This window comes from Rhizobium sp. L51/94 (genome assembly GCF_019355555.1).
In the GTDB taxonomy this organism is placed as follows: Bacteria; Pseudomonadota; Alphaproteobacteria; order Rhizobiales; family Rhizobiaceae; genus Rhizobium; species Rhizobium rhododendri.
Window position 1 is genome coordinate 171154 of record NZ_CP072142.1, and the last position, 20849, is coordinate 192002.

Sequence of the window (20849 nt, forward strand, 5' to 3'; positions counted from 1 at the left end):
GCTCAGCGCGACGCGACCCAGTTCTGCCACTCGCCGCCGCTGCCGTGGAACACGTTGAGGTCGATCTTGCCACGCACGCCGTCCGTCAGGCCGGAGCCGGAATATTGCCAGAACAGCCATTTGCGCCCGGGATAGAGTTCCGACGGATGAGCGGCAACGGAGTGCAGCCAGAAGGGATAATCCAGCAGTTCGCCCTGCAGGTTGTCGCGATAGAAATCCGGCGCTGTGTAGATGATCGGCCGGCGGCCATAATGGCGCTCCAGTTTCTCGGCGAAGACCTGGATCTTTTCGAGCACTTTTGCCCGTGAAATCCGCTGCTTGCAGGCCGATTGGCCGTTCCATTCGACATCGATGACGGGCGGCAGCGCATTGGCCTCGCGGGGTACGTTGCGGATGAACCAGTCTGCCTGCTCGCCGGCCGTGCGGCACCAGTAGAAGAAGTGGTAGGCGCCGCGGCGCACGCCGGCTTCCTTGGCCTTGCGCCAGTTGGTCTTGAACATCGGGTCTAGATGGTCGCCGCCATCGGTGGCCTTGATATAGGCGAAGTTCGCCCCTTGCGTGCGCAGCCGGTCCCAGTCGATATCGCCCTGCCAGCGCGAAACGTCGACGCCGTGGACCTCGAGCTTGCGCGGGTTGGATCGCCCGAAATTCATCGGCTTGGCATCCCTGAACCGATGGCCGTAGATCTGCCCGGCGGAGCGTGCGGCGGAAGGCATCTCCGGCATCGCCATCGCCACCTGGAGCGCGGGCCGCGAGCCCGGCACTGGCAGGCCGATGTTGCCGGAAGGAGAGGCAAAGCCCAATGGTTCCGGCATTGCCCCTGCCAAATTCGACTGGCCGCGCGCGGCCACGACTTTCGGCGCGGACTGCCCGACATTGGCCGGCGGCACCACGGCCGATGGTCGGGTGATCGAACCCGTCGTCTCCTGTGAGGGGACGGCGGCGGCGGCAGCCTCGGGCGCCGAACGCGATGTGCAGCCGGACAAAAGCACGCAGGCCGAGACGATTGCTGACAAAATGAATGAACGCATGAGAACCCGTACGCAAGACAATCGCCCATGGAGACGGGCGAATGACCGCGCCGGCGCCAATTACTAACGCCAGATTAGCAAAAAAGACTGAATGCGATCTTTACGCAGCAGACATTTGCATTTTTCCTCGCACCGCAAAGCGAGGTATCTCGTTCAACATTCCGTCATCCGCCGGACAATGCCCTCCGTTTCGATATTCGTGCCCGAAAGTCTGCAGGTCGTTATTTCCTGAACAGCCTCTCCAGGAACGTCACGAATGACGGCCGCCACACATCCATCTCGTGCTGCAGGCCAGGATATTCGTGGTATTCATAAGCGATCTTGTTCTTGTCCAATGTCGCTTTGAGGCCGGCGATGTCCTTGCCGGTCACCTGATCCTTGGTGCCGACCGTGACGGTGAAATTGCGCAGGTTCCTGTTGATCCTGGCAGGATCGTTCAAGGCATCGTCAACGGCCTTGTTAGGCACAGTCGTGGTCGACACGCCGCTGAAGGTCGCCACCCAGCCGAAGGTGCCGAGATGCGAAAAGCCCGAGACAAGCGCCTGGTATCCGCCCTGCGACAGACCGGCCACGGCCCGGCCGTCGGCGTCGTTGCGAAGCCGGTAATGGCTTTTCATATAGGGAATGAGGTCTTCCATCAGCTCGCGGTCCGCTGCCTCAGCATTGACGGGATAGAATGTCTTGCGCCGGTCTGCGGCGGGGAAATTCTCGGCGATGGCCTCATCCACATCGGTCTCCGTGTCCGGAATAACGACGATCATCGGCCGGATCTTGTTTTCCGCCATGAGATTGTCGAGGATCTGCGGCGCCCTGCCCTGGCTAATCCAGGACGCGGCGGTGTCGCCGAAGCCGTGATAAAGATAGAGCACGGGGAGCCGCTTGGAGGCGTCGCTGTAGCCGGGCGGCGTATAGACATACATCTGCCGCTCGGAGTTCAGAGCCTTCGAATGCAGCGTTACGAGCCTTAGATCGCCGTGTGCGACATTGCGGGTGTCGAGAATACTGCCGGGCACCAGAATGAGGCTGCTATTGACTTGCCGCTGCGGCTTGGGCGCATTGCTGCCGGTATCGATGCTGCGGAACCCGTCGACGTTAAAGTAGTATTCATAGAGATTGGGCTTCAGCGGTTCGCTTTGCATAGACCACACGCCGGTGTCGCTACGCTGCATTGGCATTGGATCGCCGGTCCCCAGCACCACAGACACGGATTTGGCCGACGGCGCATACAAGCGGAAGATGATCGATCCGTCTTTCTCGACCGAGGTCACGAACTCTTTCAACGGACGGTCCGAGGGCGCCGCCGCCGGCAGATCGACAGCAGACGCGGGTATGCCGATCAGGCATCCGGCAATCGAGAGAACAGGCAAAAGCAACCGCATGAAAACCTCCTCCAAAAAATTTCAAAACAGACGACTCGGCTGGTCAGCCTAAGGATGGCCCATAAACTTTCAACATAATTACACTGGGGAGCAGAAAAGGGTACCGATCGAGAGGCAGATAGCGGGTTGGAAAGGAAGCAGCGCGTTTGAGCCTCTCCTCGCCGGACAATGGCCATAGGCACGCCCTGCCCTTCACGGCACGGGTTACCTTTTCTGACATACCCCCTCCTTTGACCCTCGGTTTTGCAATGACAGGATCTTTATAGTAAGGGTTCGGTCTGAGCCTGGAACTTGCCCGTTGCGGGCGACATGGTGCGCGCCCTCGTGAGCCTGGCGGAGCACGCCTTGGGGGGTCTGGACGGCATCACCATGCTGCTCCCGCGCCAGGAGCTGTTCCTCTATATGTATGTGAGGAAGGACGCGGCCCTCTCGTCCCAGATCGAGCGCACGCAATCGACCCTTTCGGACCTGCTCTGCTTCGAGACCGGGTCGCAGACCGGCTGCTCTTCGGCAGGACCCTTTAGCGACCTGGTGAGCTCCTGAACGCGGCCGAGGCGGATGTCCTCGTCTCGCATGTGCTTTTCGAAAGCCGCCTACCGAGCTGCTCGAACTTGTCGATCATGAGCTTGCTGATCTCGCTTTCGGAGAAGCGCTGCGGGCCGGTGTCCGTGCTCGTGCGGAGGCTTTCTTAACCGGTCGAACCTATCGTTCTGCAACGCTGTGTATTTCACTGATATAGCCTCCTGGAAACTCCACCATCGCTGCCTCCCGTCCGTTGGCTGCGAATGGCGGCACGAGGATTGTCGCACCCGATGCCGTCGCTTTCCCAAGCGTTGCCTCAAGGTCGGTCACCTCGTAGCCTGTCGTCTCCCGGCCGAAGGGGTAAGGCAGATGACCATCGGTCACCAGCACCGTCACTGTTCCAAAGGCCGATTCCAGCTGGATGCGGCGATACGTGCCGGCGCGGTCACGGCCGATGTCGGTACCCGCCGCGTCACTGGTATCGGACACTACCCTGCCTTGCGAGAATTTTACGAAATCCGCGACAAAGACATCCGCAACGTCTGGAGACAGGTAGACGCGATTTTCGGGAACGGTTTGAAGCGGCGCATAGGCAGGTGCCTTGGTATGCCAGTAAAGCTGCATGTTGACGCCACCCGGCCATTGAACGATGGCATCCCGGCCAATCGGATCGGGATAACTGTCGACAACGACGGCGGCGCCTGCTTTCCGGGCCGCGGCAATGGCGCTGTCGAGATCCTTGACCAGATAGCCGGTCCGCTCGGTGCCGAATGGATAGGGTATCGGCGTCTTGAAGCCGAAAAGAGAAACCAGCCCTGCCGGTGTCTGGATCAGCTGCGATGTCGTGGAGCTCGGCGTCGGCGTTACCGTCGCGACCACCTGCTTCGTCGATGTGCCGCCAAATGTCGCCGTGAAGCTGGCAATGAAACGATCGACGTCACCAACGTCGAGATAGACGTGGGTCGTGTCGTATTGCGGACCTACGGCAACGCCGGCGTCGTCAGCAAAAGCCGCTAAGGGCGGCAAGGCAAGCATTGCCACAGCCACAGTCAGTCGCAGGGCCCGAGCTCTTGTCGTTTGCATGCACATGGGAAATTTCCTTGATAGGATTGGAATGCCATCGTGGCTCAGAAGGACCCAAGATGGCATCGGGGATCAGCTCCGGACGAAGGCCAGCAGATCGGCATTGATGACATCGGCATGGGTCGTTGGCATGCCGTGCGGATAACCGGCATAGGATTTGAGGACGGCGCCCCGAACGATCGAAGCCGAGATCTTGCCGGTCGTAGCAAACGGCACGACCTGGTCGTCCTCGCCATGCATCACCAACGTCGGCACTGCCATCTTCTTTAGGTCTTCGGTGAAATCGGTCTCCGAGAAGGCCGCAATGCCCTGGTAGTGGGCGAGCACGCTTCCCATCATGCCCTGCCGCCACCAGTTGCGACGGACGCCTTCCTTCACATCGGCACCCTCGCGATTGTAGCCGAAAAACTGCATCGTGAAATCGTAGAAGAACTGCGAACGATTGGTGGCCGTCTGGTCGCGAACGAAGTCGAAGACATCCATGGGCACGCCATCCGGATTGCGGTCCGTCTTGACCATGATCGGCGCAACAGCGCTGATAAGGACAGCCTTGGAGACGCGCCCGGCCTTGGCATTGGCCACATAGCGGGCAACCTCGCCGCCACCCGTGGAATGGCCGACATGGATGGCATCTTGTAGGTCGAGGGCATCGGTGAGCGCCATGACGTCGGCAACATAGGTGTCCATAGTGTGGCCGGTGCCGATCTGCGAGGAGCGTCCATGGCCGCGGCGGTCGTGGGCGATGACCCGGTATCCCTTGTCGAGGAAGAACATCATCTGCCCATCCCAGTCGTCTGAGGAGAGCGGCCAGCCGTGGTGGAACATGATGACTTGGGCATCCCGAGAACCCCAGTCCTTGTAGAAGATTTCGGTTCCGTCCTGTGTGGTGATCGTGGGCATGGTCGTCTCCAATGTTGGGGTTTCAGATGATGATGTGCTCGGGTCGTTGGCGGCCGGGCGGCTGGTTAGGAACCGCGTTTTTCCGACACCCTGAAGATGACCTTGATTTCGACTTGACGAAATAGAAACATTGGAAACATATTGTTTCCTGAAATGACAATGAAAACGCGACTCCCCGATCTTGAAGCCTGGGCCATCTTCGCCAAAGTCGCCGAACTCGGTTCATTTTCGCGGGCGGCGGAAGAGCTGGGCCTGTCGAACCCGACCGTCTCAAAGGCGATTTCCCGGCTGGAACAGCGGCTGGGTTTCTCGCTGTTCGCCCGCACGTCCAGGCGCCTTTCGGTCACCCAGGCCGGGCGGTCGTCGCTCGAACGTGCGACCCGCATCCTTCATGAGGCCCGGGCGCTGGAAGAAGAGGCGTCGGAGCAGACGGATATGCCGCGCGGCCTCGTGCGGGTCAGCGCACCGCTGTCGTTCGGCACGGCGTATCTCGGGGCGACCTTGCCGCCCCTTCTAAAAGCCTATCCGGAGATCACGCTGGAATTCTCACTGAGCGATCGCAAGGTCGATCTGATTGCCGAGGGCTACGATCTCGCACTTCGCATCGCCAGCCTGGAGGATTCGTCGCTGCTTGCCAGACGCCTTGCCACCGTTCGGATCCTTTTGGTGGGGTCGCCGGACTATTTCGACAGATACGGACGCCCCAAAACTCCCGGCGAGCTTGCAGACCATCGGGCGCTTGCCTATACGGGCGGCCCCTCCAGAGGGGTTTGGAAATTCACGCATCCCGTCCTTGGCGAGCAGATCGTCGCGCCGCCGGTCTCCATGTGGACGGATAATGTCGACATCTTGAACCCCGCCTTGCTGGCCGGCCAAGGCCTCGCCCTGCAGCCGGATTTCATGGTGTGGCGCGACCTCGAGGCGGGCAAGCTCGAAACAGGCCTGCCGGAGTGGTCGGCGACATCGCTGGGTCTCTACCTCGTCACTCCGCCCAGCCCCTTGCGGCCTCTCAGGGTCAAGGCCGTGATCGAGCATTTCACGCGCGAGTTTTCCCGCGCGCAGTGGACTGGGCCCACAGTCAGATCCTGAGGCTGCGGCCTGGACTACGGGACGTTACACCAGCATCTACTTTGTCGAAGCAAGCAGCGCCTCGATCTCGCTGCGCGTCGGCATGGCGGGCGCCGTTCCGCGTCGCGTCACCGCGATGCCGGCGGTGGCGCAGCCGAAGCTGACGGCATCGAGCGGCGCCGAACCGCGCGATATCGCGGCAGCAAAACCGCCGACGAACGCATCGCCTGCGCCCGTTGTGTCGATCACCGGTCCGTAGTTCATGGCCGGAACATGCACGGATGTGCCTGCGTCATGGTAATAGACGCCACGCCCGCCGAGCGTAATGACGGCGGCACCGACACCGCGCGCGACCAGCGCTTCGCCGGCCCGCTTCGCATCCGCGATCGTGTCGATGGAAAAGCCGACGAGGGCTGCAGCCTCCGTCTCGTTCGGGATGATATAGTCGCACAGGTCGAGCATCGCCTCGGGAAAAGTTTCGGCGGGTGCCGGATTGAAGATCGTTGTGACGCGGGCAGCGCGGGCAATCGCAAGGGCATGCAAGGCGGCGACGGCCGGCTGCTCGAGTTGCGTGACAAACACGGCCGACTGGCGGATCGCCTCGCGCGCCGCCTCGACATCATCGACCCCGATGGTCCCGGCAGCGCCCGGATAGACGATGATGGCGTTGTCGCCGGTGCTGTCGTTGACATAGATGAAGGCCGCGCCCGTCGGCTCGTCGTCCATGATCACCAGCAGCGGCTTAACCCCGGCATCGGCATAGGTTTTCTGCGCAAGATCGCCGAATGTATCGCGGCCGATCTTGGAGATGAACGAGACCTCGGCACCGGCCTTGGCGGCCGCGACCGCCTGGTTCGAGCCTTTTCCGCCGGGGCCGACGGCAAAGCCGCTGCCCTTGATGGTTTCGCCGACATCCGGCATCCGGTGTGCCAGATAAGCTGTGTCGGCCACAAAGATGCCGAGGATCGTAACGCCTGTTCCCACCATGACCACCCCTTGTCGACGTTCAGTGTCTGCGCCGGATCATATCCGTCCTATCGCCCGTCTCGCAACTGCCAGCTTCGACGCAAACCGGTTACTTGACGGCACCTGCCGTCAGGCCCTTGACGATGTAGCGCTCGAGGAAAATACCGATGAGGATCAGCGGCAGGATCGCGGCGGTCGAGATGGCGGCCATCGACCACCAGTTGATCCCCTGCGACCCCGTCTGGCTCGCCACCATGACCGGCAGGGTCTTGGCGCTGGAACTGGTCAGCAGGGCTGCAAAGAAATATTCGTTCCAGCAGAGAATGACGGACAGGATGAAAGCCGCCACCATGCCGGGCAACGCAATCGGCAGGACGATGCGCACGAAGGCGCCCCAGATGGAGCAGCCGTCGACCAGGGCTGCCTGTTCCAGCTCGACCGGGATCGTGTCGAACTGGTCGCGCATGATCCAGATGACGATCGGCAGCACCATCAGCGTATAGATGAGGATGAGGCCGACCAGCGTGTCGAGCAGCATCAGGTGCTTGTAGAGCACGAGGAAAGGCATGGCGAGAACCACCGGCGGCAGGATCAGCTGCGACAGGAAGAAGAAGGAGATATCCTTGTTGCGCATCCAGAGAAACCGGTAGGAAAACCGGCTGAGCCCATAGGCGGCGAGCGAGCCGATGATGACCGCAAGCAGTGCCCCGCCGGACGATGCGATGATGCTGTTCAGGAACCGCATCATGAACTCGTCGCGCACGGTCGACTGCACGAAGATCGTGTCCGGCGACAGGCCGAGCGAGCGCCAGCCTTTCCAGTCCGGGGTGAAGTCGACGAAGGGGATCATATTGCCCTGCGTCACATTCACAGCTGTCTTGAACGACGTGGTGATGGTCCAGTAGATCGGAAAGAGTGAGATGAATGCCCAGAACACCAGTGCGGCATAGATCAGAAGGCTGCTGGTAAGATACGCCGGGCGCCGGGCCCAGAGGCCGGGCTGCCTTTCGGTGGGCGCGTGAAGGGGTTGGCTTGTCGACATCGGTCTGCCCTCAATTTGCACGTTGCATCCACCGGCTCGCCAATTTCAGGATCAGCGAGACGAAGATGATGATGACGACGAGGTAGAATTCCGCGAGCATCGTGCCGTAGCCCACATTCGAGCGATCCCGGTATTCGCGGAAGATGAAGCTCGAGACCGTATCGGTGGCGCCGCCCGGCCCGCCCGCGGTGACATTGATGACGATATCGGCGAGCTTGAGTTCGAAGATGACGCGCAGGATGACGACCGTCAGGCTGACCGGCAGCATTAGCGGAAAGGTAATTTCCTTGAAGCTTTGCCAGCCCGAGGCGCCATCCACCTTGGCCGCTTCCTTGACCTCGGATGGCAGGGCCTGGAGGCCAGCCAAAAGCAGGATCATCATGAACGGGATGGAAACCCATCCATCCATCGCCATGATCGAGGCGCGGGCCAGCGCCGGGGTCGAGAAGAAGGCGGGATTTTCCCAGCCGAGATGACGCGCCAGCGTTGCCGCCGGGCCAAAGCGATATTCCATCAGCGATTTGCCGATCATCCAACTGACGGCAACCGGGCTCAGCATCAGTGGCAGCAGGAACGCGACGCGGAAAAACTTGCGAGCCCGGATCTCGGCATTGAGCAGCAGCGCCAGTCCGAAGGCGATCGTGTACTGCACCAGCACGGAGAGAACATAGTAGACCATGTTCAGCAGCGCATTCCAGAAATAGGCATCCGCAAACAGGGTGCGGAGGTTGTCGAGGCCGTTGAACTGTCTGCCGTTCGCAGCGCTGAGGTTCCAGTCGGTGAAGGCGATGTAGAGCCCGAAAACCGTCGGGAAGATCACCATCGCCACGGTGAACAGGACGGCCGGAAGCACGAATGCGGCCCGTTGTCCGGCTTCGCCACGGATCATCACCTGGGCTGCACAGAGCGCCACCGACCAGACGACATAGGCATAGACCAGCGGTCGCCAGCTGACGAGCCCAATGGCCGTCACGCCGGACGCATCGAGGATCTGCAGGAGGAGCACGGCCACAAGCAGGACGCTCGCCCCGATCAGCAGAAGGCGGCCCTGCCGCGCGGACGGGCTTGGCGCCCCCACCGGCTCGATCGTGCCGATAACCGGCATATTCGCATGCGACATAAGCACATCCCTGGCTAACCCGGACAAATTCTGCAGCCGGCCGGACTCCGGTCCGGCAGTCCGTCAGGCAACGCACGCAGCGGCGCCTGACGGGGTAGGATTCTCCGGCGAAATCAGACGCCGAGCGAGGCCTTGTAGAGCGCGATCTGTTTTTCGCGCCCGAGCTGGTCGGTGATCTTCTCCCACGCCGCCGCGATCGCATCGGCGCCGTCCTGAGGCTTCACCTGACCGGCGAACACCTTGGCCAGCTCATCTTCCGCAACGCTGTAGTACTGGAAGATGCCGGGAATGCGGGGTTCGATTGCCGCATTCGGGTGGTTGTAGGACTTCGACTGCGAGGCGAGGTAGTTGGAGATGTAGGCCTCCTCGTAGCCGGCCGCGACCCATTCCTTGATGTCGAACTGACTCTTGCGGTAGCACTGGAAGCCGGAAGGATAGGCGGCGGTCCAGAGTGCCAAGTCCTTGCCGCCGAGATGGGCAGCAGCGCTCCAGGCGGCCTTCTTCTTCTTCTCGTCGCTGTCCACCCGGGCCATCACGTAGACGCCCCAGCCGAGATAGGCCATGTTCGGCGCATAGTTCGGCCCGCTGGCGAGTTTGTCCCATGTGCCGGTCTTGGCGTTGTAGACATCGTCCGATCCGGGCAGGATGTCGAAGGCGACCGTCGTGCCGACAACGGAACTGTCGCTGGTCTGCGCGCTCTGGCCGACGTCGCCCCACCAGGAGATCATCGAGCCGGTGCCGGCAAGGAACTGCTGGAAGGCCGTCGTGCCTGGATCGGCGTTCAGCTGGTCGCCCGATTCGGACGGCAACGCATCGACCACGTCCTGGATTGCGCGCACCCAGGCCGGGTTGTTGATGCGTGGCTTCATCGTGTCGATGTCGAACAGCCAGGCCTTGTCGTCCGGGTGCTTGGCATAGGCGGTGGCGCGGCTGCCGAGGAAGTAGAAGCCGAAACCGCCCCAGGCCTTGGGCGCATCGAGGTAGCCGATGGCATCGGCGCCGGCGATCTTCTTGCCCTTCAGGAACTTGGTGACTTCTTGGACCTTCTGCCAGGTCTTCGGCACGCCCCACTCGCCTTCATGGCCTTCGCTCTTCCAAGCCTTGGCAAGGTCGGCGTCGGTGAAATAGTCGGTGCGGTAGTTGAAGTTGTGGCAGTCGCCGTCGACGGAGACGCGGTAGGTCTTGCCATCCCAGGTGCCAACCGGCGCCTTTAGATAGTCGACGTAATCGTCCATGTCGATCTGCGCCTTGACCCAGTCGGGCATGACGGAGGCAAGGCCCTTGCCGCAGACGTCACCCTCGAACGGTGCGCCCATTTCGAGAATGTCGAAGTCAACGGTGCCGGTGGCAATCGCCTGCTGCAGGCGCGGATTATAGTCGGCCTGCGCAAGGTCGATCCAGGTGATCTTGGCGCCGGTATAGTCTTCCCAGGGCTTCAGGAAGCCGCGGAAGAGGAGGTTGTGGAGGTTCTGGTTGTTGAGCCCCATGAAGGAGAGCTGGACACCGGCGAACTCACCCTGCTTGACGTTGGCCTTGGTCGCATCGAGGCACATCTGGCCGACCTTCTGCCAGTCGGCATCGGTCGGCGACCCCTTGCCGACACCCGGCACCTGCAGGATCTGCGAGCGCAGCGACGCGTCGGCCGCAAAGGCATTGCCGAATGGTGCAAGCACGCTGCCAGCGGCAGCAAGTGCCCCAAGGCCCGCGCTGGTTTTCAAAATGGCGCGGCGGCTCAGCGCCATGGCCATCATTCGCTCGTAATCGCCAACTTTCATTTCTCTCTCCTCCCGTGAAGTTGCCACGCATCGTGGCGTCTGGCGCTCCCCCCTCGGAGCGCATTCCTGAAAACTCAGTCGAGACGCAAGCCGCTCTGCGCATCGAAAAGATGCACCATCGCCGGATTGGGCGTCATCGCAAAGGGCTGGCCGTGTGCAGCCTCAACGCGGTCGCGAAAGACGCCGATGATCTTCTGCTGCCCGAGCCGTGCAAAGACCTGCGTTTCGGAGCCGGTTGATTCAACAATGGTGAGATCAGCCCTGACGTCGCCGCCGAGCACGAAATGCTCCGGTCGGATCCCGTAATAGGCAGGCTTTCCATCGGACGCTGCCGGTGCCCCGGAGAGCGGCAGCCGGATGCCCTCGTCGGTTTCGAAGAACGGCGCTGCGCCCGAGCGGATATGGCCCTTGACGAGGTTCATCGACGGCGAGCCGATGAAGCCGGCAACGAAAGTGTTGGCTGGCTTGTCGTAAAGCGTCAGCGGCGAGCCGATCTGCTCGACCCTGCCATCCCGGAGGACGACGATGCGGTCGGCCATGGTCATGGCCTCCACCTGGTCGTGGGTCACGTAGATCATCGTCGTCGCAAGGCGGCGCTGCAGTTCCTTGATCTCGGCGCGCATCTGGACGCGCAGCTTGGCATCGAGGTTGGAGAGCGGCTCGTCGAACAAAAACACCTTGGGATCCCGCACGATGGCGCGTCCCATGGCCACACGCTGCCGCTGGCCGCCGGAAAGCTGGCGCGGATAGCGGGAAAGATAGGGCACAAGATCGAGGATTTCGGCTGCTTTGCGGACGCGGGCGTCGATATCTACCTTGCGCTCGCCGCGCATCTTCAGCGCGAAACCCATATTGTCGGCCACGGTCTTGTGGGGATAGAGCGCGTAGCTCTGGAACACCATGGCGATGTCGCGATCCTTGGGTGGCAGATTGTTCACCACCTTCCCGTCGATCTCGATGTCACCGAAGCTGATGGGCTCAAGGCCAGCGACCATGCGCAGCAAGGTCGATTTTCCGCAGCCGGACGGCCCGACCAGAACGACGAATTCGCCGTCCGGGATTTCAACGGAAACGCCGTGGATAACCTTCAGGCTACCGTAGGCCTTACCGACATTGACGATATTCATCGATGCCAAAAACAAATCTCCTGCCCATTGCGCCCGCGCTCTCCCCGCAGCATGCTATCGGCCTCCGCTACCTGCGGTGGCGAGTGCCGGATCACCGACACCCGCCCCGTGCAGTCTGCCCTGGGAGGCTCAATCACATGGTAAAAACTTCACATGTAAAATTCGAACTGTAAAGTGTAAAGTTTTGGTGACTTGAGTTTATTGCCTAAATATCTCTATTGAAAAGGTTCTTTTTTCGATCATAACCTCATTGCAGATGCAGGAAAATGGATAAACTGGATTTCACTGCGGTGCACACTGGGGCCGGATTGCATGCATCACGATTATTGTGTACTTCGTGAAGTCATGGAAAGCTTTTTCGGGAGGGAACAGCCATGCTCAAAGGCATAGATCCGGTCATCAGCGCGGAACTCATCCACGTTTTGATGCTGATGGGTCACGGCGATACGCTTGTCGTCTGCGATATCAACCATCCGGCCCAGACGATCGCACGGCAGACGACCCATGGCCAGTTGCTGAACATATCGGGATGCGGTCTGGCGCGGGCGACTGAAGCAATTTTGACGCTGATGCCGCTGGATACTTTCGTCGATGCCCCCGTCAAGCGCATGCAGGTGGTCGGCGATCCCGACGGTCAGATGCCGATCTTTCCGGCGATGCAGGCAGTCTTCGATGCGGCGGAAGGCCGACCCATCACCGTCGAGGCGCTGGAGCGATTTGCGTTCTATGATGTCGCCAAGCGCGCCTTTGCCATCGTCAGGACGTCCGATCCCGGACCTTACGGCTGCTTCATCCTGACCAAGGGCGTCATCTAGCCCCGCTCGCTCTCAGGCGTCGAGACCAGCAAAGCGGCCGCCTCGTTGGCGTGACGCAGCGCGATCTCGATGTCATTGCCCGACGCCATGCCTGCGGCCAGCACGCCGATGAATTCGTCGCCCGCACCGTGGGTGCTCTCGACCTTGATCGGCAGGGCGGCCATGAAAGCCTCCTTGCCATCGGCGTCGGCATAGGCAACCCCTGCTCCGCCGGCGGTCACCACCGCCTGCCGGAAGCTTTTCGACAAGAGCCGCGCGGCGGCGAGAGCGCCTTCCAGCGTCTCGACCACCGGCACGCCTGCCAGCATTTCCGCCTCGATCCCGTTGACGACGATGACATCGACAAGAGACTGGAGCTCGTCCGACAGGGCGCGCGCCGGGGCTGCATTGAGAAGCACCAGGCCGCCCGCATTGCTGACGGCCCGCGCTGCAGCGACGTTGGCCGCATCCGGCACCTCGTTCTGGAGGACAAGGACCGTTGTCTTTTGCAGCACGTTTGCAGCAGCGGCGATATCGTCATCGCCCAGCGTCAGATTGCTGCCGGATACGATGACGGCACCGTAGTCGCCCTCGGCGTCGAAGATCGCGACACTCATGCCGGTGGACAGCGACGCTTTTCGCCGTACGAACCGGGCGTCGACCTTTTTACGCTCGAGGTTGGCAAGCAGCGCATGGCCGAAATCGTCATCGGCGACAGCGCCGATCATGGCGGTCGCAACGCCGGTGCGGGCGGCAGACACTGCCTGGTTGCCCCCTTTACCGCCGCTCTTCGGGTGCCACGATACGCCTGTGATGGTTTCGCCCTTGCGCGGTCGCGCAGGTCCATTGACGGCGATATCGTAATGCAGGCTTCCGAACACGGTCACGAGGGGCAAAGACGTCATAAAGGTCGCTCTTTCCGTTTGGATGTAACTGCGGACATGGTCCGGTCGAGGTTTCGTTCGGCAGCCTGATAATCGCGTTGGGCGACCGACACGAAGATGGCGTCGAGGATATTCAGCTGCGCTATGCGGGCTGCAGCATTTTCACCCATCAGCGGCGAACCCTGGGCGGTCGAACACAGCACCACGTCTGCAGATTGCGCCAGGGCAGAAGAATTGTAGTTGGTGATGGCAATCGTCCGCGCGCCGTTGCGGCGCGCAAGCTGGATCGCCTCGATCACTGCCGTCGTATTTCCCGAATGGGAAAACCCGATGGCGATATCGCCGTCGCCGAGCAACGAGGCCGACATCAGCATCATGTGGCTGTCGTCGAACATATTCGCCCGCACGCCGATCCGCAGGAATTTGTGCGCAACATCCCGGGCAATCTGTGCCGATCCGCCGACGCCGTAGAAATCGCGCTGCCTTGCGCGGTGTATGAGGTCGGAGGCCCGATCGAACGCCTCCATGTCGAGGATCGACAGCGTTTCCTCAAGCGCATTGATGGATGTTCGGAACACCTTCTGGACAATTTCCTGAGACGTATCGTCTGCCGACAGTTCCTGATGCATCTCCGCCGTCGGCTGGCGGTTGTACTGGCTAACGGCGGTGCGGAAATCACGGTACCCTGCAAATCCGAGCTTCTTGGTGATTTTCACCACCATGGCTTCCGAGACGCCGGCATCGTCGGCGATCTGCTTCAGCGACGTGCTGTCGCTGAAGTCACGGAGGGCAAAGACGGTATCGACGACCTTTGCTTCGAGTGGCGTCAGCAGCGGCATCATCATTCGGATGCGTGGGCCAACAGCCTTAGTATCGAAGCTTTCGGTATTCATCCTCGTCCCCTTGTGGCGCGATCGATCATCATTGCGACAAGGATTATAAGGCCAGTGGCGAGCAGTTGATAGAAGGCCTGCACATTCATCAGGGTAAGACCGTTGCGCATCGCGCCGAGGATGATCGCCCCGAGGATTGTCCCAAGCACGCTCCCCTTGCCGCCCATCAGCGAAGCGCCGCCAATGGCAGAGGCCGCAATCGCGTCGAGTTCCCAGAGATTGCCGAGGATCGGTTCGGCAGCACCGAGGCGGCCGACAAGGATCAGGGCAGCCAGGGCCGCAAGCGCGCCGGAGATGACATAGGCGGTGATCTTGGTGCGGGCGATGGGGACGCCGGCGACGTAGGCTGCTTCCTCGTTGCCGCCAACGGCCAGGAGATATTCGCCGATCGGCGTCTTCTTCAACAGGATCCATGCCGCAACTGCCACGACTGCGACGATCCAGACAGGCGTCGGCAAGCCCAGGAGGTTGCCATTGAACAGGCTGCGGAAGCCGACAGGAATGCCGAGCACGGGATTGCCGCCCGTGTAGATCAACGCAATCGCCCTGTAGGTGCTGAGCGTACCCAGCGTGACGATGAACGGCTGCAGCCCGACATAGGCGACAAGCACGCCGTTGATGAAACCGCAGACGGCGCCGATGCCGATGCCGGCAAGGATCGCCAGCGGGATCGGAACGCCCGAAAGCAGCATTGTTGCCGATATCACAGCCGCGATGGCAGCCGTCGGGCCCACCGAAAGATCGATGCCGCCAGAGATGATGACCAGGGTCATGCCGAGCGCGAGGCAGGCATTGATGCTGGACTGCTGCAGGATATTGACGAGGTTGCGTTCGGAGATGAAGCCCGGGACGATCGCTGCAAACACCGCCAGAATGACGATCAGTCCGATTAGGGTGCCGGCGTCACGCAGCGAAAAGGAGAAGCGGCCGAAACCGGAGGAAAGCTTTGTCGCATCGGCGGGTGACGTATGGTTCATGATGAGCTCCTATACTTTTCAGCGCTCACGCAGCCGGAGCTGACATGGGGGATTGACTGACGCCGGGAATGGCATGGGCGACGATGGCGCTTTCGGACAGATCGGCGCGCTCGATCTCGGCGGCAATCCGCCCCTCGCGCATGACAAGCACCCGGTCGGAGAGACGAATGACTTCTGGCAGCTCGGAGGAGACAACGATGATCGAGTGACCGTCGGCGGCCAGGGCCTCGATCAGCTGGTAGATTTCCGACTTCGCCCCGACATCGATGCCGCGCGTGGGTTCGTCGAACAACAATATCTGCGATTTGGCCGCCAGCCAGCGCGCAATAATCGCCTTTTGCTGGTTGCCGCCGCTGAATAGCCGAATGGGCCGGTCCAGCTGGAAAGGCCGCAGGTTGACACGGCGCAGCAGGTCGGTCGCGGTCGCCCGAAGCTTGCCATTGCGGATGATACCCGCCTTTGAAAAGCTGCCCAAGGACGCAAGCGCCATATTGTTGGTCACCGAGCGACCGGGAATGATGCCTTCGCGCTTGCGCTCTTCCGGCACAAGGCCGATGCCGGCAGCGATGGCGTCGCGCGGGCTGCGCAGAGGAAGCGGCTTCCCGTCGATTTCGACCGAGCCCGAGATGATACGGTCAACGCCGGCGAGCAGGCGCAGCAGTTCGGTGCGTCCGGAGCCGACGAGCCCGGCCACGCCGAGCACTTCGCCGCGGTGCAACCGAAACGAGGCATCGCTAATCTTGGTCGCCGAAGACAGGCTCTTGGCCTCGAGCTTCACCGTGGTCGTGGCATGCGACACATGCTTTTCCTGCATCAGCTGGCGGCCGACCATCATGGTGATGACATCCTGGTGGGATGCCGTGCGGATATCGACGCGACCGACCAGCTTGCCGTCGCGCATGACGCTGGCGCCCTGGCAGATCTGGAACACTTCGTCCATCTTGTGCGAGACGTAGATGATCGAGACGCCGGTCGCGGCAAGATTGGCGATGACCTCGGCGAGCTTTTCGAACTCGCTGGGTGTCAGGCTCGAAGTCGGTTCGTCCATTGCGATGATCTTGGCGCGGTCGAGCAGCGCACGACCGATCTCGACGATCTGGCGCTGGGCGACCTTCAGCGTGGATATCGGCGCTGCCGGATCGATGGTCGGGTCGATCATCGCCAGCGCTTCCGCGGCTCTGCGCTCCTGCTCGTGCCGTGCGACGAAAATGCCGCCGGCCGAGGTCAGGGGATGACCGAGGAACATGTTCTGGGCGACGCTGAGATGCGGCACCTGCTGCAGTTCCTGGTGGATCATGGCAATGCCGGCCAGGCGGGCGTCGGAAGGGTTACGGAAGGAGACCGCCTCGCCATCAACGAACACGCTGCCGCTGGTTGGCCGGAACACGCCGGACAGGATACGAAGAAGCGTGGATTTGCCGGCGCCGTTTTCCCCGAGAAGCCCGTGGATTTCGCCCGGCGGAACATCGAAGCATATGTCCGACAGGGCAAGGACGCCGGGGAACGACTTGGATATGGATTCAAATCTTAGTCTGGGCGTCTGCGTCATGTCTCGGCACCTCTTGTACTCGGAGACGCCGGCCATTGCTGGCCGGCGTCGGATAACTGGCTGCTGAATGTCAGGGAGCCTTGGCCGCGTCTTCCATCAGGACGGCGCGGATGGCGGTGTCGTCACCCTGGTAGCGTGCGATGTTGTCCTTGGTGATCAGGGCCTGGGGCGTCGCGACGACGCGCGGAACCTTCTGGCCGGCAACGAGCCGCAGCGCGGTTTCCAGCGCGACTTCGCCGGTCAGAACCGGGAAGCTGTCGACAGTTCCGGTGAGTTCACCGGCCTTGATCGACTTGTAGGCGTCTGAAATGCCGTCGGTGCCGAAGACTGCGACCTTGCCTTGGAGACCGGCCGACTTGACGGCCTCGACGATGCCGAGCGCCATGCCGTCATTGTTGGCATAAAAGCCGATCAGATCGGGATGCTGCTGCAGGATGTTGGTGGCAGCGTCGTAGGACGTCTGGCGATCCCAGTTGCCTGGAACGCTGGCAACCACCTGGAACTTGCCGTTCTGGGTGATCGTCGACTTGAAGCCGTCGGTGCGCTGCACGGCAGCGTAGACACCGGCCTGGCCTTCGACGATGGCAACCTTGCCACCTTCAGGGCGGTTCTCGATGAACCACTTGGCGACGCGGGCGCCGTTATCGCGCTGGACGTTGCCGACATAGTGTTCCGCCTGTGGAATGACGGCATCGTTGACGTTGACCACTGGAACATTGGCCGCTTTTGCCTGCTCCATTACCGGCTGCAGGTTGGCATCGGTCTGGGGCGATACCAGCAGCACGTTGAAGCCCTGCGTAATCAAGCCTTCGGCAATCGTCAACTGGCCGAGCTGGTCACCCTCGCTCTGGGCTGCCTGGTAGGCGACGGAAACGCCCATCTTTTCGCCGAACTTCTTGTAGCCATCGCCGAGCGAGCGCCAGTATTCGTTGGTCAGCGTCTTGGAGACGGCGCCAGCCTTGGTGCCAGCGGCTGGCTTGGGCAGCGGGCCTAGCTTCGCATCGAGCTGCGACCAGTCGATGCGGTCCTTCTCGGTGTCCGAATTCAAGGGCGCCAGTTCCTGTGCCATGGCGGCGCTGAACAGCAAGGTCGCCGCCAAACCGCCGGCAAGCGTGGTTTTCAGAAAAGTCTTCATCGGTTCCTCCCGAATATGAAATGGAAACAGCAGCGTCTGCGCTGCGGAGATTGCGTTATGCTCCCGCGCCGAACATCAATTCCTGGATGACGGCTTGAGCGGAAACAGCATCCTGTCGGTCAATCGCGCCGGACAGGCGATTGTCCTGCTCGAGGCGATCCACGACCTTCAGCATCCGCTGCACGGTCTGGATATTCACCTCGCATTCGTGAACCGGATCGAGCCCGGTCATGTCTGGGAACGTGTCGAAATAGATGGCGCCGTCATATCCGTCCTTGCGGATCTGGCGCAGCAGCTCGATGGTCTGCAGCGTATGTACCGCGCCCACCATCAGGCCGTCGTCGCGCTTGGCGTAGCCATCGTTCAGGTGCACACCGAGCACGCGGCTGTAGCGGGCGATCAATGCTGCCGCGAAGGCCGGCTGCTCGTCGGCATAGAGCACGTGGGCGAAGTCGAGCGTGACGCCGAGGTTTGGCATGTCGACGTCCTTGATCGCCAGCAGCGTCGTCGCGCAGTCGGGCATCAAGCTATAGGAACGGGGCTCGTTCGGCTTGTACTCGATGCTGATCAGGCAATCCTTGTCATGCTCGCAGACTTCACGAATACCGTCCAATTCGTATTTCCACAGCGTGGCGTAGTCGGCCTGGAACGCGTAGTCGAAACCGTCCTGGCCAAGCCAGATGGTCATCAGGTTGCTACCGGCTTCACGCGTTGCGTCGATGCCTTTTTTGGTCAGTTCGATCGCTTCACGACGGACCGCAGCGTCAGGATTGGTGAAAGCGCCGATCTTGAAAGCCGGGTTGGTATAGTAGCGCATAGCAAAGCCGTTGATGGAAAGGCCGAGATCGTTGATCTTTTTGGCCAGCTCGCGGGGATTTTCCGAAACGTGGTCGGGGTAGTTGAGATCCAGATCCGTCAGGCCCTTCACCTTCGCGGCCCGGGCGACCATCTGCGAAACGGTTGGCTTGCCGGAAAGGTCCGGCCATTCCGCCTGCGGCCGGGAAGCAAATGAATTGAGGCGGGTGGCGAATTTCAACTGGGTCACTGGACTACGCTCGCATCGTTATCGACCGCGTTTACTTCACATATTTATATTTTTTTGTAAAGTTATGAAATGTTGTGCTGTGCAACAAATCGCTCTTGCGCCGCCGCGCGGCGTGCTTCTTCTCAATAGGCGTTCACAAATGTCATCCTGCACGCGGAGCATTTGGCCCTTAGCTGAAGTCTTCTGTCGAAGGGCTTGCCCGGTCCTGTGTGGTCGCTGGGGACGTTTTGACAATCGGCGCCCTTCCAAGTCTTCGACTTCTGGACGGGAACGTGGCACTCCGCATGCCGGTCGGCTTCTGCGCCGGGAACCACGCGTCCTGCCGCGCCTTCCTGCGGGGTTAGCATCGAGATTGCCGTCACGACAAGGGAAGCGAAAACTTGCATACTCTGGAGGACAAGGCGGCGGAGCTTGACGAGTACAGGCTGCCTAAGGATTCCAAGCTGCCGTTCAATCCCTTGCATCCGGTTCACACGGTCCAGAAGCACGGTGTCAGCCGACGGTTCCTCGAAGACAGCGTTTGCAAGGGCGGCGACGGCAGCCTCGTGCTCTTGCCTCTCAACGCGCCGAGCCAGCGTTCGGGCGAGGACCGGCAGCGGGCAGACCCGCTATCGGCGGCTGACGCCTGGAACTTGGGATACATGAAGGCAGCCGGCCGCGACCCGAAATTTAGCTCCACGTCGCCTGCATAGCAGGCGGGACCACGTCGTGGGATCGACGCGGATTCTGGCCAACCCCCATGGTTACCTCGTCCAGGAATGCTACCAGACCTTCGATCCCGGGTTCGGTATCGACATGTGACTTCCAGACGGGGCGCCTCAGACAGGTGATCGCCTCCTCATGCCGAGGGTGACGCTGAGCAGGAAGATGCAAACGTTCTTGAATCTCAGATTCGTGGACACAAACACCTCATTCGCTTCAGATCGATGCCGGAGAGGTGACACGCACTGAACCGAAGGAGGATGATCCACCTGAAAGGCCGTGTTGAATTTTCTTATCACCAGGACAGAAATCGGGCACGATCGCTGTTTGGATGGCGCCCATAGTGCTAGCCGACCCGAAAGCTCGGTGTTTTGGCTACCTCTACGGCCGGGCTTGTTTTTGTATTTAAGCCGGAACCCATCAGACCTTCGCCCGTTGGGCTTAGCGCGTTCTAGACGTTGAGCCGAGCGCGATGCACTCGCCGAACGGCCTTCATCACTCTACCACGTGCCGAGCGTTCGCTCGACAAGGCGGAAATTCCATCATTGCGGAGCAGATTCAGATGTCCGAAGAACGAGACCTAGAAATTGCAAAAGAATACAGATCGCGAGGCGGCGTAGGCCGATTAATGGAAGATGGTGAAACAATAAGCAGAGACGAGGGCTTGGACCCACCGGAAGCAGACCAATATTGGGAGGAATTTATCACGCCCCGCGTGGATGCGGGGGATCACCATGGCATTTTAAAGCACTTGCGCTGACGGGCGTCGCTGAGGCGCGAACCCACACCCACATTCGTAGCGATCGTGTCCCCCACCGTGGTGCCGCTGACGAGGCGCCAGTATTTTCCGTTAGGGT

General features: G+C 61.1%; 18 protein-coding genes and 1 pseudogene. 4 read left to right on the forward strand and 15 right to left on the reverse strand.

Translation table 11 applies throughout. The features are described from left to right. Positions 1-2: 2 nt before the first annotated feature. Positions 3-1031 carry a GH25 family lysozyme gene (locus J5274_RS18865; protein ID WP_219275485.1) on the reverse strand — a complete coding sequence of 343 codons (1029 nt, stop codon included), beginning with the start codon at positions 1029-1031 and terminating at the stop codon, positions 3-5. Positions 1032-1252: 221 nt separating this feature from the next. Beyond that, positions 1253-2410, reverse strand: coding sequence for an esterase (locus J5274_RS18870; RefSeq protein ID WP_219275486.1), 1158 nt, complete (start codon positions 2408-2410; stop codon positions 1253-1255). 291 nt (positions 2411-2701) lie between these two features. Between J5274_RS18870 and J5274_RS18875 the strand changes: the two are divergent. Continuing rightward, positions 2702-2911 (forward strand): annotated as a pseudogene (locus J5274_RS18875) (Fic/DOC family N-terminal domain-containing protein); the annotation flags it as partial. A 201-nt stretch (positions 2912-3112) separates the two neighbouring features. Here the strand turns inward: J5274_RS18875 and J5274_RS18880 are convergent. Next, positions 3113-4015 carry a VOC family protein gene (locus tag J5274_RS18880; RefSeq protein WP_219275487.1) on the reverse strand — a complete coding sequence of 301 codons (903 nt, stop codon included), beginning with the start codon at positions 4013-4015 and terminating at the stop codon, positions 3113-3115. A 72-nt stretch (positions 4016-4087) separates the two neighbouring features. Then, positions 4088-4915 carry an alpha/beta fold hydrolase gene (locus J5274_RS18885; protein WP_142831285.1) on the reverse strand — a complete coding sequence of 276 codons (828 nt, stop codon included), beginning with the start codon at positions 4913-4915 and terminating at the stop codon, positions 4088-4090. A gap of 159 nt (positions 4916-5074) precedes the next feature. Between J5274_RS18885 and J5274_RS18890 the strand changes: the two genes are divergently transcribed. Then, positions 5075-6004 carry a LysR family transcriptional regulator gene (locus J5274_RS18890; protein ID WP_143123236.1) on the forward strand — a complete coding sequence of 310 codons (930 nt, stop codon included), beginning with the start codon at positions 5075-5077 and terminating at the stop codon, positions 6002-6004. 36 nt (positions 6005-6040) lie between these two features. On the opposite strand, the gene J5274_RS18895 is transcribed toward J5274_RS18890, so the two are convergent. The 5 genes from J5274_RS18895 to J5274_RS18915 form a co-directional block, all read right to left on the reverse strand. Continuing rightward, entirely contained in the window at positions 6041-6967 is a 927-nt protein-coding gene (locus tag J5274_RS18895) for a ribokinase (RefSeq protein WP_219275652.1), read from the reverse strand. Between the two features lie 91 nt (positions 6968-7058). Beyond that, positions 7059-7991 carry a carbohydrate ABC transporter permease gene (locus tag J5274_RS18900; RefSeq protein ID WP_219275488.1) on the reverse strand — a complete coding sequence of 311 codons (933 nt, stop codon included), beginning with the start codon at positions 7989-7991 and terminating at the stop codon, positions 7059-7061. 10 nt (positions 7992-8001) lie between these two features. Then, the gene (locus tag J5274_RS18905) at positions 8002-9111 is read right to left on the reverse strand and encodes a carbohydrate ABC transporter permease (protein WP_374113756.1); all 1110 of its coding nucleotides are present in this window, start codon (positions 9109-9111) and stop codon (positions 8002-8004) included. A gap of 113 nt (positions 9112-9224) precedes the next feature. Beyond that, positions 9225-10886 (reverse strand): sugar ABC transporter substrate-binding protein, encoded by a 1662-nt coding sequence (locus tag J5274_RS18910; RefSeq protein ID WP_219258626.1) that lies wholly within the window; start codon positions 10884-10886, stop codon positions 9225-9227. A 74-nt stretch (positions 10887-10960) separates the two neighbouring features. Continuing rightward, on the reverse strand, positions 10961-12022 hold the full coding sequence (locus J5274_RS18915) for an ABC transporter ATP-binding protein (protein WP_219275489.1): 1062 nt from the start codon (positions 12020-12022) through the stop codon (positions 10961-10963). A gap of 365 nt (positions 12023-12387) precedes the next feature. Between J5274_RS18915 and J5274_RS18920 the strand changes: the two genes are divergently transcribed. Continuing rightward, entirely contained in the window at positions 12388-12828 is a 441-nt protein-coding gene (locus tag J5274_RS18920; RefSeq protein ID WP_209187922.1) for an RbsD/FucU family protein, read from the forward strand. On the opposite strand, the gene J5274_RS18925 is transcribed toward J5274_RS18920, so the two are convergent. From J5274_RS18925 to J5274_RS18950, 6 genes are all read right to left on the reverse strand, one after another. After that, positions 12825-13712 carry a ribokinase gene (locus J5274_RS18925; protein ID WP_219275490.1) on the reverse strand — a complete coding sequence of 296 codons (888 nt, stop codon included), beginning with the start codon at positions 13710-13712 and terminating at the stop codon, positions 12825-12827. The genes J5274_RS18920 and J5274_RS18925 overlap by 4 nt on opposite strands. Beyond that, positions 13709-14584: a MurR/RpiR family transcriptional regulator gene (locus J5274_RS18930; RefSeq protein WP_142831292.1), complete on the reverse strand. Its 876-nt coding sequence runs from the start codon at positions 14582-14584 to the stop codon at positions 13709-13711. The genes J5274_RS18925 and J5274_RS18930 overlap by 4 nt, the downstream gene beginning before the upstream one ends. Beyond that, positions 14581-15561 carry an ABC transporter permease gene (locus J5274_RS18935; RefSeq protein WP_161991074.1) on the reverse strand — a complete coding sequence of 327 codons (981 nt, stop codon included), beginning with the start codon at positions 15559-15561 and terminating at the stop codon, positions 14581-14583. Before J5274_RS18935 ends, J5274_RS18930 begins: the two co-directional genes overlap by 4 nt. A gap of 25 nt (positions 15562-15586) precedes the next feature. After that, complete coding sequence (locus tag J5274_RS18940) at positions 15587-17110, reverse strand: sugar ABC transporter ATP-binding protein (protein ID WP_219275491.1); 1524 nt, start codon at positions 17108-17110, stop codon at positions 15587-15589. 70 nt (positions 17111-17180) lie between these two features. After that, complete coding sequence (locus J5274_RS18945; RefSeq protein ID WP_142831294.1) at positions 17181-18245, reverse strand: substrate-binding domain-containing protein; 1065 nt, start codon at positions 18243-18245, stop codon at positions 17181-17183. Between the two features lie 55 nt (positions 18246-18300). Next, entirely contained in the window at positions 18301-19281 is a 981-nt protein-coding gene (locus tag J5274_RS18950) for a sugar phosphate isomerase/epimerase (protein ID WP_161990991.1), read from the reverse strand. Positions 19282-19670: 389 nt separating this feature from the next. Between J5274_RS18950 and J5274_RS18955 the strand changes: the two genes are divergently transcribed. Continuing rightward, complete coding sequence (locus J5274_RS18955) at positions 19671-19982, forward strand: hypothetical protein (RefSeq protein ID WP_219275492.1); 312 nt, start codon at positions 19671-19673, stop codon at positions 19980-19982. The last annotated feature ends 867 nt before the right edge of the window (positions 19983-20849 follow it).